Genomic DNA, 13,377 nt, shown 5'->3' with positions numbered 1-13,377 from the left:
AATGATCACTGGATGGCTTTCAGGTAATCCTTCAGCGCGATCAGCGGAGCGTGCAATTGTTCGATCGTGGCGGCCTGCCTGAAGTCGTCGGCCAGCTTCTGCAGCTCACGGCCCATGACTGACTCCGCGCCACCGACAGCGTCCAGCGCCAATACCAGGCACTCATTCACTTTGCACTGCAGCGCCTCGACATCGCCATTACGAACCAGCAAGGCAAACACCTCGCGCTGATACGCATCCATGGCCGGGTCGTCGCGCAGAAGCGGACTTTGACCTTCCGTCTCATAGACCAGCTTGAGAGAAAAAAGAGCGACTGCCTCCAGTGGCAATTCCATGGTGCGAGTTCCTTTACTGTCTTGCCGAGTGGCGATAATCAGGGGGGTACAGACGAAAAATGACCTTGGGCTTGACGGTCATTTTCATGGAGGGCGCGATTGTAGCGGCAGGGCTGCAAGCTGTCGCTTGCGGGCTCATTCTGCAGGTGACCGAGCGCCGCCGGAGCGTTCTGCCACGCTGTTCAGTTCGACCGAAAACTCCAGACAATTTCAACCACGCGCACAGCAATCACCACATACGCCACAATCAGCAAAAGCTGGAAAAACACGTGATAGCGCAGAACGGCGAGCCGGCGAATCCCGTCACTGACATTGAGCACCAAGAGCACACTGGAAATTCCGATGAGCCCCCATCCCGCCATGCTGGAAGCCATAATCCCCAGGAACAGATCATGCGTTCCCCTCAGCGCCTCTGTACCCGCCGCAAAAAGAAGCGCACACACCACCAGGTTTTTAACATTGTCGAAAATCTGCGTACTCAGATCCTTCGCCAGCAAAGCCTGATATTGCTTCCAGAGTTTCTGCATATTGGAAATGCCTCAACGATGCTGCATCGGCCATTAAACAATAGTCGCTGCGAGGCCGGCTGCTGCTGACAAGCAGGTATTTTCAGCGGCGACCCCAGGACCGGCTCTTCAGCATAGCTGCTGGATCTGAGCGCCGTATGAAGGGCGCCTGCGCTACTTTCCCCTCTGACCCTCAGCGACAAATATCATCGGCCAATCGCCCGGCCTGCTCAGTTGCCCTCTCGCGTGCGCCACGATCAACGTCTTCACCCAAGATGGTTTTCTCCACAATCACCGAATGCACATCGGTCACGCCGATGAACTGCAGCCAGGCTTCTACATAAGGCTTCTGGAAGTCGAAACGCTCCGCCGGCGTGATCGACTGCGGCGAAAAATCCAGGCCTCGGGCGTACGCCACCACGGCGATTTTATTGTGCAGCATGCCTTCCAGGCCGCGTTCCGGATCGAAGCTGAACAGGATGTCCTTTTGCGACACCAGGTCGATGAAGTGTTTGAGCTTATAAGGGATGCTGAAATTCCAGAGCGGTATGGACAGCACCAGCACATCCGCGCGGTGCAAATGCGCAGCCAGCGCCTTCAGGATATTCCAGGCCTCCTGTTGCGCAGGCAGCAAGGCGCTGCCATTGAGTCCTGCATATTTGGCTTCCATTGCTATCTCGTCGAATTCAGGCAGCGCCATGTTCCAGAGGTCGAGGGTGATGATCTCTGCGTCCGGAGTATGTTCCTGATAACGCGCAATGAAGCTGCGGGCGACTTCAAGAGAAGCCGAACGCTGCTTGCGGGGAGAGCATTCGATATGCAGAAGAGTAGTCATGGCACGCCTCAAACGGTGGGTAGAGAGGCATTGCAACATAGTTATATTTGAAATATAAATCGTAAAATAATGCTCAATTGATCACGTATATAACTATGTTCGATACGCTGCTACTCAAAACATTTGTCGCTGTGGTCGATGAACAAGGCTTCAGCCGTGCAGCCCTGAAGCTGCACCTCACCCAGTCTGCGGTCAGTGGCCATGTGCGGCGACTGGAAGAGCAGGTGGGTAAACCGTTATTGACGCGCACCACCCGTTCCCGGCAACTGACACCTGATGGCGAGCGCTTGCTCGCTTATGCCCGCACGATTCTTACGTTGAACCGTGATGCCTGGGCAGAACTGACGCGTAAGCCGTTTCACGGGCGGCTACGGATCGGGGTGTCCGAAGATTTTGTCGAACCCCGGTTACTGCGCGCGTTTCAGGACTTCGCCGCGCAGTACCCAGGAATGGCAATCGACGTGCAAATGGGCATACCCGGTACGTTGCTGGCGCTGATGAAGCAAGGCCACCTGGAGTTGGTCATCGGCTCACTGTGCGAAACCAGCGACGCGGGCATCGTACTGTGGCAAGAACCGCTGGTATGGGCCTGGCCGACGCAACCCGTCATCCCGTTGCCGACGCCCTTGCCACTGGCCCTGTTCCCCGAACCATGCCCTTATCGCGAGGTGGTATTGAGCCGCCTGGCCCAGGCCGGGATCCCCCAGCGCACTGCGATGTTATGCAGCAGCACCGCCGGGCTGCGAACGGCGGCGCTTGCAGGCTTCGCAGTCGCGCCCATGACACTCAGCCAGTTGGGGCAAGGATTAGTGGCTCTTGGGGCTGAACAAGGATTGCCGGAGTTGCCGGATGCAGAGTTTCGGCTATTTGCCTCGCCTGAAGCGGATCAACTGGTCGTGGCGGCAGTCACCCGGCTTATCGTGGAGTACTGCTCCACACGCAGGGCTTAACCGACATGTCGAGCAGGCAGAAGACGAATTTCAGGCACAAAAAAACCGGCGCGGTGGCCGGTTTTCCTGTGCTGCGAGTCCTGTTAGAGACTTGTAGGGAATGGTGGGTGGTGGCCCGAGGGAGACTCGAATAATAGCATAACTGTATAATTAACATAGTTTTTTGCATGTGTACACTTCCACGTTGTACCGTGAAGTGTACACCCTACCTGCCTCCAATAAGGACTGGTGTGGATGGAAGCTTGATCGGATTTCTCCATCCAATTTCCGACGAGCTGTGAATAATATCTACAAGAAACTGGTTACGGATAGACTCCCTGGTCTGCCAAAAAATGCCGAACCGACACATGGCGAACTTTCGCGATTAGTCGGGCGTCATGAGCACAGCAAGCGTTATCTTGATGAACTCCTCGTTTCGATCGATCGTGTCCAGGGCGCCCCGAACATTGTCGGCGACGTCCGCCGATCCGCGCATATCTACCCAGTTCGAAAGCTCCATGATGGCGGCCTCCAGGGCGAGCTGGTTTTCGTTGATCTTAAATAGCAGGGAAGGGAGTAAGTCTGAGTTTGGCATTGTGCAATCCTCCGTGAAATTTTCAGCGTAGCAGGGGGATTACTGACCTCGGTAGGGAGTTGCGCATGGTCGGAAGGACGCCGGGAGGAGGGTGCATCCACAGTAGATTGCTGCCAGTCACGAAGGGCCGCAGTCGACCCAAAGCTGTCGGTCAAGAACGCCGAAGACATGAATGCATTCATGCACTCATGTCGTTCAGACGCAGTTCAGATCATTGCTTGATCAAATCCCCCGGTTTCCATGCCTTGTCGAAGAACGCCTTGGTCGGGCCATATAACCGCAGAATCACGAAGTAGCCTTCGCCCGGCAGGGTTTTGATCCAGTTTTTGCCGGCGCCCGGTGAGTTCGGGCCGAAATGCACATCGATCGAGCCGTCGGCGTTGGTGACGGGCTTGTCCATGGTGTTCAGCGACGGGAACGGCTGGCAGTTATCCAGGCCTGATGCAGTGATCGAGTCATACGCCGTCACCGACCAGAACAATGCCGCCGGAATGCCTTTGGGCAGGTTCAGCGAGTAGCTGTTGCTGCCGGACAGGAATTGGCCTTTGGCATCGACGAAGGTGGCCGGGTACTTGGCACCGACGTTTTCCATGTTCACCGCCATGCCCGGGCTGGCCGAGTAGGCGTTGGTGAAAAAACCGGTGCGCGGGTCGATGTAATTGAAGGTGTCGGCGGTGAACGTCGCATTGCCGGGGAATACGTTCAACCACTTGCGATCCGGATACCAGGTGCCATTGGCGACAATGGTTTGCGGCGTGTAGGAAATGGCATGGCCGATCTTGCTGGCGGTTTTCGCTGCCTTGTCGAGCAGGTCGCGGGTGGCTGGCTCCGGTTTGAACGGTTTGCCTTTAACGATACCCAGAGCGGCGAGCATGCCGCGCATTTCCATGTCTTGCGGGTCAACGTATTCGTGATCGATGAACCGCGACAGCATGTCGAACGCACTGCCGTCGGAGGGGTAGAGCATGTTGACCGGAGTTTTCGAGGCGTTGGGGAATTCCATCGCTTTGGCCGTGGCCTGTTTGCCCAGCGGATAGATGCGCGTCTGCTCCATGACTGCGACCGGTGCCTCCAGTTGTTTCGGGTCCTTGAAGAATCCGCGCCAGAACACGAACACACCGTAAGTGCGCGAGCGGTAAGTCAGGTAGCCCGGCGGTACCTCGCCCTTGTAGTCCGGTGGCAGCACCAGATACTTGGCACCCTTGCCTTTGTCCGGTCCCGGCAGCCCGACATCACCACACCATTGGCGACCTTCGATCTGGCCCTCGGAGCAGATCGGCCGTTGGAAGAAGTCATCGAGAATGCCCTGCAAGCCTGGCGGGACTTCGATCACCATCGGGCCGTCCTGCTTGAGATCCAGATAGCCCATGGCATAGATCACGTCGGAATTGGGCGTGGTGACGCGGGTCTTGGCGTTGAGGCGGTCCTTCCAGATCGGCAGCACGTTGTAGCCGGCACCGAAGGCTTTTTCCGAACCTTCTTTCATGGCGTACATGTTCAACGCCGGCAGTGCCCAGATGTACGACTGCACGGCACGCTGGAAAAGCAATTCGTTTTGCAGTTGCGCCACGCCCTCCAGTGTTGGATAGCCGCCGGCAAAAGGCAGATCGGCCAACTGTTCATAGTGCGTGGCCGCCTGGGCGCTGAGGCTGATCGAGATGGCCAGGCCCGTTGCAGTCAGTGATTTTGCAAATGTGCTCATCGCGAACGTCCCGTTCTGGTCAATTGGTTTTCAGTACGGCTGGGGGCACCCACTGGCCATTCAGCGCGGCCGGTTCAGGCCAGTAGGCGCGGATGTACAGCGAGAAATCAGCACCTTGGGGCGTCGGCAGCCAATTGCTTTCCTTGTCCTTGCCCGGTGATTCGCTCTGCACGTAAATCGTCAACGAACCATCGGCATTGGCCTGCAGTGATTTGTTCTTGGTGCCGATCGAATAGCGCTTAAGGTCATTCGGGGAAAAGAAGTGCTGCTCGTTGTACAGGGTCAGCGACCAGAAGCCTTTAACCGGCGGCAGTTGCCCCTTAGCAAAGGTCACGGAGTAGCTGTTCTGCCCATTGAGACGCGTACCGGACTTGTCCAAGTCCTGATAGAAGTATTTGGTCTCTTTCTGTTGGTTGACGAAAATATTCGAGCGCGCCACGGCGGTACGGCTGAAGTAGTCGGTGCCAAACGCTGCACCGTTGCTGATGGTGCTCCAGTGATCCGGCAGTTGCAGGCCATAGTTGCGGAGCTGCAACAGCGGATCGATCACTTCGCTGTCGGCTTTTTTCGCTTCATCGATCATCGCCGCCTTCAGTTGCGGATCAGCCTTGGCGATGGCCGCGAGGGTGGCCATCTGCGCGTAGCGGGCTTCTTCGCCCGGCAACGGTTTGGCGTCCTTGAGTAGCGCCGGCAACTCGTCGAAGAATTTCTCCGGCATCACCCATTTGGTTTCGCCGCTGCCCGCCGCCTGCGCCGGGAATTTTGGCAGTTTCGCCCAGTCCCGGTGTTTGACCTTGCCGTCGTATTGCGACAACGGGTACATGTCCACGCCCGACAGCGACGCTTGAATGGCTGTGCGGTCGGCTGCGGTATCGTCCTGGAACACTCGGGGAATCACGAAGCCGGTGCTGGTACGTGCCCGAAAGACTTTGGTGATGCCCGCAGGCACCTTGCCATTCCAGTCAGGGCCAACCAGCAGATAGAAGCCGGGTTTGCTGCCGTACATCTTGCCGAGTTCGGCAAAGCTATCGGAGCGTAGATCCACCACCTGATACACCCAAAAACGGCTGCCGAAGTCCGGCACTTGCAGCACGACCGGTTCCAGATCCAGCGCGATGCTGCCCGCGCCGTACACCACATCCTGATTCGGGCATGCGACCAGCCGTTCCGCCGGATCAATGTAATCACTGAGCATCGACAGTCGATTGATCGGCGCGACCGGAACGATGCCACCCATCAAGCCCGGTTCGGGCAGGTCTTTGAAGGCCTGGCGACGGTTGAAAATATTGGCCATCGGCCAACCCCAGAAATACGCTTCGCGCGCCATCATGCGCACATAGGGTTCGGTGACCTTGGTGCCGGCGACAGGCCCGGCAACGGAAGCTTCGCCAGCGTAGCTGGGTGGCACCAGCAGGGATGTGGTTGCCAGTGCACCGAGCAGCGTCAGTGCGAACAGGTTCAGGCGATGGGGCGATTGATTCATAAAAGCATCCTTACTTGCGGGATCACCTTTTGCTGGTGAGTCGCAGGAAAGATAGCTCAAGTTTGGTGGGGTGACGCTTGATCGGCTTGAACGTCAGCTTTCAGCCGATTCTGTTGAAAAAGTCGGATTTTCCGCTCGCTTGAACTCAGGCACGACAATCGCCTAAGACCCGACTCACCACATTGAGTGGTTTCTCGGCCCTTCATTGACCGTTGCTGCTCAGTTAGTGGGATAATTTGAGGTTTTTTGCTGAGTGTAGGCGCACCTATCCCGTGGCAGGTGACCCTTGATATGTAAATTTAGCCAGCCGTCGCAGATATCGACCTTCTTACGTTCGTAGCAAAAGCGCACGTACGCAGGTGTCGCTGCGATTCGCCGAGCCACATCGCGCGCGGCTTCATGGACGCTGCGGGCGATCTTGCGGAACGCAATGTTCGGGCAGCACTTGGATTTCATCGGAAAGGCAACGCAGTCGGTCTGTCTAGATCGGAAGATGATGGTGTTGGCTTTGGTGACGTGCGGACGCTCGTTCTTGAAGGCTCGCCATTCGCTACGTAACGCATTGCCAGCGGGCAGCAGTGTTTCTCAGTCTCTTCATTCCAACGGAAATCTTTGCTCGAAAAACTGTCGATCTTGCGTTCGGTTTTGTCCCACACCGACACATTTGGCTCGATGTTCTTTTCCTCCACCATTCAAACCAGCATCGGGGCGGTACCGTAAGCGGTGTCGCCAATCAGGCGTTTCGGCTTAATGTCGAACTGCGCTTCGACCCGATCAATCATCGTCTTAGTGCTCTCGACTTCTGCGGTTCGATGAGCCGGTGTGGGTTCCACATCCATGATCACGCCGTTCTCGGTACACCAGCGAGGTAAATCTGTACAAGGCTTTAGGCGGGGGAGCTTAGAAGCTCGCTCTTCCGGTGTCACTCGGGCCTCCACAACTCGTTTCGCTGCATCAACTCCGTGACCCAGTCTGTGAATGCTCGAATGCGCGCTGACAAATGCCGAGTGTATGGATACACCAAAGACAACGGGATTGATTCCAGTCGCCAATCTGGAAGCACCTCCTTTAGTAATCCTCGCGCGATATACAATTCAGCTTCGGCACGGGGTAGGAAAGCGACGCCCAATTCAGATACGGCGGCAGCGGTATATGCCCCGCCGTTGTTGAAGAACATCGACACGGGTACATCGAGCGTGAATGACTCCTTTCCTCTATGCATTGTTGGAAGGAAGTTACGGTTAGTAGCAGTGAATCGGTAGCCCAAATTTCGGTGGAGAAGTAGATCCGCAGGTTTCAAGAGCTCCGGTGCGCCAGCCAAGTACGCAGGAGAAGCACAAAGTGCAAGTTGTACGCGTCCAATGACCTTGCAGACCAAGTTTGGATCTGAAACGACTCCGCCTCGGATAGAGCAGTCGATGCCTTCTTCGACGAGGTCTACGACTCGATCGCTACAGCCAATGTCGAGATGGGTTTGAGGGTATCGGGCTATGAAGTCTCGCAGCGCAGGAACAACCAGTAAAAGCCCGACTGCGGGTGGCATATCCACGTTGATCCTGCCTCGCACGATATTACGACTTAACGACACGGACGCCTCTAGGTCGTCCATGTCGTCAAGCAGTGCGCGTGCTCGCAGGTAATAGGCCTGACCCTCTGTGGTAGGGGACACCTTTCTTGTCGTTCGATGCAGGAGCTTGATGCCTAAATGACTCTCCAGCGATTGGATCTGCCCTGAAACTGTGGTTTTAGCCACCGTGAGCGATTCCGCTGCCGCTGAGAAGCTCCCAACCTCCACGATCCGACAGAATGCCCGCATTGCTTCCAGCCGATCAAGAGCCATTGTCCGAGTTTCCGTATTATTAAACCGATACCAGCTAGTTTATATAAATTTATCGTTCAAATAAAGTATCGCTTTGACGGCAAGATTGCCGGCAGATCAAGCCCCATTTTCTATTTAGCCAGGTTCTCACCATGCGTAGTTTCGTCAAAGCAGTAGGCATCGCTACTACCTTCCTATTCCCGACATTGAGTTATGCGTCCGACGGCGCTGAAGCACTTCAGCGTTTTCATGAAGGAAAGTGCTTTTACAAGTCATGTTTCCTGAAACCGGTGCAGCAGCATGAGGAAGTGAAGTCTAGAAACGCAAAGGTCGATCAAGAAGAAGCCAGCAGGCAGAAAGATGCTGGCGTGATATCAGAAAAGCAACCGGGAGATATAGATAACCAAGTTATGCAGACGTCACCCAACAAAAACGCCCAATGAGAAATAAAAGTTCAGGAGTAGCTCAATTGCGAAACAACCCCTCGCGCGTACTCTGGACGGGTGGTGTAATGCTGACCTCTATGCTCTTGGCCGCATGCGATCACCAGCAGGATGAGACTGAAGAGATTACCGCTCCTGTCGTCAATGTGGCGCGCGCGGTGGTGTCCAAGACTTCCGACTGGGAAGACTACAATGGCCGCGTTGCAGCGTTGGAGTCAGTATCGATAAGGCCTCGCGTGAGCGGCTATATTAAAAGCGTCGCTTACCAAGAGGGCGCTGAAGTAAAAAAAGGTGATTTGCTCTTCGAGATCGATCCACGCCCTTACCAGGCTGCGCTCGAGAGTGCCAATGCCGAACGTGACCGAGCTAAGGCAAATGTTGAATACACCAAGGAACACGCCCAGCGCACTGAGAAGTTGCTCCCCTTTAGAGCGATTTCCCAAAAAGACGCTGACGAAGCTCGCAGAAGTTATCGGCAGTCAATGGCAGAGCTTGCTTCAACACAGGCTCAACTTAAAGTTGCAGAGCTCAACTTGGAATTTACCAAAATTCGTTCGCCTATCAATGGTCGAACCAGCCGGGCTCAGCAGACGGTAGGGAATTTAGCTGTGTCTGACCAGAGCGTCCTCACAACAGTAGTGTCTCAGAGTCCGGTATATGTTTACTTTGACCCTGACGAGAAAAGCTACTTGAGACATAAATCGTCGGGTGGTGAAGATCGTGATTTCATAGCGGCGGTAGGGTTGGCGTCTGATTCTACCTATCCTTACTTGGGCAAAATAGATTTTGTTGATAACGAGGTTAATTCCTCTACAGGGACAATTCGCGCGAGGATTAAGTTAAATAACGCTAAGCGACTGTTCACTCCCGGCTTGTACGCTAAAGTCAAACTCGCTGTTTCTGAAGAGAAGGAAACCGTCCTGATCAACGAACAGTCAATTATTACAGATCAAGACAAGAAGTTTGTCTATGTGGTAAATGGTGAAAGCATTGCTGAACGTCGCGATATTCAAGTGGGTAAATCTCATGATGGTTTAAGGGTTGTGGTTAGCGGTCTGAGTGGGGGCGAAGTTGTTGTGACTTCAGGTCATCAGCATATTTTAACCTCGGGCGACGTTGTGATTCCGAAATATGTAAATACTGAAAAGAGCGCAGCCCTTCAGACCTCCTCTCTAGGTTCCGGCTGGCGTTAAAGGTTTATTATGGATTTTTCCAAATTTTTTATCGACCGGCCCACGTTCGCGGTCGTTCTATCTGTAATCATTTCGTTGGCGGGCTTGATAGCAATACCGCTGTTACCGACAGGGGAATATCCTGAGGTCGTGCCTCCTACGGTAGTCGTAAAAGCCAACTACCCAGGCGCTAATCCCAAAGAAATCGCCGAATCCGTAGCCATTCCTCTCGAAGAGAATATCAATGGTGTTGAGGACATGCTGTACATGAAGTCTGTAGCCAGCTCTGATGGCAGCCTTCAGATTACAGTAACCTTCAACTCCAAGGTGAACCCTGACGAAGCTGCAGTACGCGTCCAAAACCGTGTGAGTCAGGCCCTATCAAGGTTGCCAGAGGCCGTCCGCCAATATGGAGTGACGACACAGAAGCAATCGCCGACTCCTTTGATGTATGTGAGCTTCTTCTCTGCGGATCCGAAATACGACACGCTCTACCTGCGCAATTATCTCCGCTTGCACATCAAGGATGAGCTGACGCGAATTTCGGGCATTGGTGACGTCTTGTTGTATGGTGCCGGCGATTATGCGATGCGTGTCTGGCTTGATCCCAATAAGCTGTCGACTGTTGGTATCACTGCACAGGAAGCGATCGCTGCAGTTCGCCAGCAGAATGTGCAGGTCTCGGCTGGACAGCTTGGCTCTGAACCATCGCCCGGTGCCGTCGATTTTCTTGTCTCTGTCAACGTGCAAGGACGCTTAACAAGCTCTGAAGAGTTTGGAAACATCGTGCTTAAAGCGGGTCGAGACGGCCAGCTCATCAAGCTTTCAGACGTCGCTACGGTGGAGCTCGGCGCTGGGGATTACACGATGCGGGTACTGCGCGGCGACAAGACAGAAGTGTCCTTCGGCATTTTCCTCACTCCCGGGGCAAATGCCCTAGGTGTGGCAGAAGAGGTCTATAGCAAGCTGGACAAGCTGTCTGAAGACTTCCCCGGCGCTATTGAATACAAGAGTGTCTGGGATCCTACGGTTTTCGTCCGAAAATCCATTTCTGCGGTTGAACATACCCTGATCGAAGCATTGATACTCATCGTTCTTGTGGTGGTGGTCTTCCTGCAAACATGGCGTGCGTCGATCATTCCATTGGTTGCAGTACCCGTGTCGATCGTGGGTACTTTCGCGTTCCTTTATCTGCTGGGTTATTCAATCAACACCCTCACGTTATTTGGCATGGTGCTGGCTATCGGCATCGTGGTCGATGACGCCATTGTCGTTGTGGAGAACGTCGAGCGGAATATGGAGTTGGGGTTGGGCCCCCGTGAAGCGGCCCACCGAGCCATGAGAGAGGTTTCTGGGCCCATTATTGCTATTGGCATCGTGCTATGTGCTGTGTTTGTTCCCATGGCCTTTATGAGTGGGGTGACGGGAAGTTTTTACAAACAGTTTGCTGTCACAATCACAATCTCCACGGTTATCTCCACGATCAACTCCCTCACGCTGTCTCCTGCTTTGGCTGCGATTTTGCTCAAACCACACCAAGCGCCTAAGGACCGGTTGACCAGCGCCATGGATTATGCGCTGGGCTGGGTGCTTCGCCCATTCAACCGCTTCTTCTACCGGAGTTCGATCAGGTATGAGGGTGTTATCGCAAGACTTCTACCGCGGCGTGGCTCGGTACTGTTCGTATATATCGGAATGCTGGTGGCGACGGGGGTACTATTTAATGCAATTCCAGCTGGCTTCATTCCCAACCAAGACAAGCTTTATCTCTTCGCCGGGGCAAACCTACCAGGCGGAGCCTCGCTTGGGAGATCGGAAGAAGTAGCGCGGCAGATCTCCGAAATCGCCGAAACGGTAGAGGGCATCGATGTAGCGAGCTCCTATATTGGCTTCAATGCCCTGCAAAATACCAATACGTCCAACCTTGTCACCTCCTACATCATTTTGAAGCCTTTTGAAGAACGTAAACGTACTGCCGAGGCGATCAACAAAGAGCTGAATAGCAAACTCGCAACCATCACTGATGGTCTGGCCTATGCACTGCTGCCCCCGCCTATTCAGGGCTTTGGTAACGGTTCTGGTTATTCGCTCTACCTCAAAGATCGAGGCGGGTTAGGCTACGCGGCGCTGCAGCAAGCGGTAGAGAAGTTCCAAGCGGATCTTTCGGCGGTTCCGGGAATGACTTGGCCCGTCACTTCATACCAGTCCAACCTCCCTCAACTGCAGGTGAAGATCGATCGAATGAAAGCGCATGCGCAGGGCGTGGAGATGTCCAGCATCTTCGAATCCATGCAGATATACCTAGGATCGGTGTACATCAATGACTTCACAATGTTCGGACGGGTATACCGTGTTGTGGCTCAAGCCGAGACGAACCATAGGCAGACGCCAGAGGATATCAAAACCCTGCGAGTCAAGAATGCCCAAGGCGAAATGGTGCCGCTGGGAGCTTTCGTGGAAATTACCCCGACCTTTGGCCCAGACCCAGCGATGCGTTACAACGGCTACCCGGCGGCGGACATCATCGGCGACGCAGATCCTTCGATGCTTTCCTCGGCAGAGGTAATCAAAGTGGTAGAGGAGGTTGCTGCACGCTCTCTTCCAAAGGGTATTGAGTTGGAGTGGACCGATCTGAGTTATCAGCAGACGATCCAAGGTAGCACTTCCCTTATCGTGTTCTCGGTCGCCGTCTTGTTGGTGTTCTTGGTGCTCGCCGCGCTGTATGAGAGTTGGTTATTGCCGTTCGCTGTGATGTTGATCGTGCCTGTCTGTGTCTTCGCGGCATTGACCGGCGTATGGATCGTGGATGGAGATAACAATGTATTCGTTCAAGTTGGCCTGGTCGTGCTGATGGGGCTGGCATGTAAAAACGCGATCCTGATCGTGGAGTTTGCACGCGAACTTGAAATGGCCGGCAAAAATACTGTAGCCGCTGCGCTGGAAGCGAGCCGGTTACGCCTCCGGCCTATCATCATGACCTCGGCGGCCTTCATCGCTGGCGCCGTACCGCTGCTCGTCAGCACCGGCGCAGGCAGCGAAATTCGGCAAGTCACCGGCGTAACCGTATTCTCAGGGATGCTCGGGGTAACGATTTTCGGCCTGTTCCTCACACCTGTGTTCTATGTGATCTTGAGAAAAGCGGGTGCCCGTATTCCGGTGCATCACTCCACTTTGGATGTAAACGACGCACCGAAGAGTTAACGATCTAGTGCTGTCAATGGTTCTCCCAAATTCACCTTACGTTCCCTCCTTTGGTTAAGGTGAACATTTAGCGCCCTCATGCAGGGCGCTTTTTTTATGGTGCGCCAGGCATGGCGCGTTGCGCGAAGCGCAACCAGTTTGGCTGTGGTGGCCACGCTGGTGACTTGGAGGTGAAAGTCCTCTACACACCCGGCAAGGGGAAGTGTTAGCCAAAGGCAAGGGTGTCGCGGGTGACTGCGAATCTGAAGGAAGCCCGAGGCAAAATGCTGGCCTGACGAACAGGAAGCGGATGAGGCGGCGCAGTGGGGTAAGGCGGCCATAATCGTCGAAGCCCAATACTTGCACGGAACGCTGTGA

Annotated in this window: 11 protein-coding genes and 1 pseudogene; 4 read left to right on the top strand and 8 right to left on the bottom strand. The window is 54.6% G+C overall.

All coding sequences use genetic code 11. The features are described from left to right. Positions 1-5 precede the first annotated feature (5 nt). The 3 genes from AWM69_RS12950 to AWM69_RS12940 form a co-directional block, all read right to left on the bottom strand. The gene (locus tag AWM69_RS12950; RefSeq protein WP_048378119.1) at positions 6-335 is read right to left on the bottom strand and encodes a hypothetical protein; all 330 of its coding nucleotides are present in this window, start codon (positions 333-335) and stop codon (positions 6-8) included. 182 nt (positions 336-517) lie between these two features. Then, on the bottom strand, positions 518-862 hold the full coding sequence (locus tag AWM69_RS12945) for a hypothetical protein (protein ID WP_131652244.1): 345 nt from the start codon (positions 860-862) through the stop codon (positions 518-520). A gap of 172 nt (positions 863-1,034) precedes the next feature. Continuing rightward, the gene (locus AWM69_RS12940) at positions 1,035-1,676 is read right to left on the bottom strand and encodes an FMN-dependent NADH-azoreductase (protein ID WP_131652245.1); all 642 of its coding nucleotides are present in this window, start codon (positions 1,674-1,676) and stop codon (positions 1,035-1,037) included. A gap of 95 nt (positions 1,677-1,771) precedes the next feature. Here AWM69_RS12940 and AWM69_RS12935 point away from each other — a divergent pair, with 95 nt between their 5' ends. Further along, positions 1,772-2,626: a LysR family transcriptional regulator gene (locus tag AWM69_RS12935; RefSeq protein ID WP_218727075.1), complete on the top strand. Its 855-nt coding sequence runs from the start codon at positions 1,772-1,774 to the stop codon at positions 2,624-2,626. Positions 2,627-2,990: 364 nt separating this feature from the next. Here AWM69_RS12935 and AWM69_RS12930 read toward each other — a convergent pair whose 3' ends face one another. The 5 genes and pseudogenes from AWM69_RS12930 to AWM69_RS12910 form a co-directional block, all read right to left on the bottom strand. Next, on the bottom strand, positions 2,991-3,200 hold the full coding sequence (locus AWM69_RS12930) for a hypothetical protein (RefSeq protein WP_218727073.1): 210 nt from the start codon (positions 3,198-3,200) through the stop codon (positions 2,991-2,993). A 211-nt stretch (positions 3,201-3,411) separates the two neighbouring features. After that, positions 3,412-4,902, bottom strand: coding sequence for a DUF1254 domain-containing protein (locus AWM69_RS12925; protein WP_218727071.1), 1,491 nt, complete (start codon positions 4,900-4,902; stop codon positions 3,412-3,414). A gap of 19 nt (positions 4,903-4,921) precedes the next feature. Further along, a complete protein-coding gene (locus AWM69_RS12920) occupies positions 4,922-6,385 on the bottom strand; it encodes a DUF1254 domain-containing protein (protein ID WP_218727069.1) in 1,464 nt (487 codons plus the stop codon). Between the two features lie 264 nt (positions 6,386-6,649). Next, positions 6,650-7,242: pseudogene (locus AWM69_RS12915) on the bottom strand (IS5/IS1182 family transposase); the annotation flags it as partial. 65 nt (positions 7,243-7,307) lie between these two features. Then, entirely contained in the window at positions 7,308-8,201 is an 894-nt protein-coding gene (locus AWM69_RS12910) for a LysR family transcriptional regulator (protein WP_256930332.1), read from the bottom strand. Positions 8,202-8,356: 155 nt separating this feature from the next. Here AWM69_RS12910 and AWM69_RS12905 point away from each other — a divergent pair, with 155 nt between their 5' ends. From AWM69_RS12905 to AWM69_RS12895, 3 genes are all read left to right on the top strand, one after another. After that, positions 8,357-8,647, top strand: a complete 291-nt coding sequence (locus AWM69_RS12905; RefSeq protein ID WP_218727065.1) for a hypothetical protein — start codon at positions 8,357-8,359, stop codon at positions 8,645-8,647. Positions 8,648-8,715: 68 nt separating this feature from the next. After that, positions 8,716-9,840, top strand: coding sequence for an efflux RND transporter periplasmic adaptor subunit (locus AWM69_RS12900; protein WP_218727064.1), 1,125 nt, complete (start codon positions 8,716-8,718; stop codon positions 9,838-9,840). 9 nt (positions 9,841-9,849) lie between these two features. Continuing rightward, positions 9,850-13,020, top strand: a complete 3,171-nt coding sequence (locus AWM69_RS12895; RefSeq protein WP_218727062.1) for an efflux RND transporter permease subunit — start codon at positions 9,850-9,852, stop codon at positions 13,018-13,020. Positions 13,021-13,377 lie beyond the last annotated feature (357 nt).

Source organism: Pseudomonas sp. D1HM (assembly GCF_019266105.1).
Lineage (GTDB): Bacteria > Pseudomonadota > Gammaproteobacteria > Pseudomonadales > Pseudomonadaceae > Aquipseudomonas > Aquipseudomonas taetrolens.
Note: the sequence above shows the minus strand (reverse complement) of the source record. Positions and strands in the feature narration are given on the sequence as shown.

Excerpts from the sequence above, each read along its gene's own strand:
- AWM69_RS12925 (WP_218727071.1), bottom strand. The coding sequence starts at position 4,902 with ATGAGCACATTTGCAAAATCACTGACTGCAACGGGCCTGGCCATCTCG.
- AWM69_RS12900 (WP_218727064.1), top strand. The coding sequence starts at position 8,716 with ATGCTGACCTCTATGCTCTTGGCCGCATGCGATCACCAGCAGGATGAG.
- AWM69_RS12945 (WP_131652244.1), bottom strand. The coding sequence starts at position 862 with ATGCAGAAACTCTGGAAGCAATATCAGGCTTTGCTGGCGAAGGATCTG.
- AWM69_RS12910 (WP_256930332.1), bottom strand. The coding sequence starts at position 8,201 with ATGCGGGCATTCTGTCGGATCGTGGAGGTTGGGAGCTTCTCAGCGGCA.
- AWM69_RS12940 (WP_131652245.1), bottom strand. The coding sequence starts at position 1,676 with ATGACTACTCTTCTGCATATCGAATGCTCTCCCCGCAAGCAGCGTTCG.
- AWM69_RS12935 (WP_218727075.1), top strand. The coding sequence starts at position 1,772 with ATGTTCGATACGCTGCTACTCAAAACATTTGTCGCTGTGGTCGATGAA.
- AWM69_RS12895 (WP_218727062.1), top strand. The coding sequence starts at position 9,850 with ATGGATTTTTCCAAATTTTTTATCGACCGGCCCACGTTCGCGGTCGTT.
- AWM69_RS12905 (WP_218727065.1), top strand. The coding sequence starts at position 8,357 with ATGCGTAGTTTCGTCAAAGCAGTAGGCATCGCTACTACCTTCCTATTC.
- AWM69_RS12930 (WP_218727073.1), bottom strand. The coding sequence starts at position 3,200 with ATGCCAAACTCAGACTTACTCCCTTCCCTGCTATTTAAGATCAACGAA.
- AWM69_RS12920 (WP_218727069.1), bottom strand. The coding sequence starts at position 6,385 with ATGAATCAATCGCCCCATCGCCTGAACCTGTTCGCACTGACGCTGCTC.
- AWM69_RS12950 (WP_048378119.1), bottom strand. The coding sequence starts at position 335 with ATGGAATTGCCACTGGAGGCAGTCGCTCTTTTTTCTCTCAAGCTGGTC.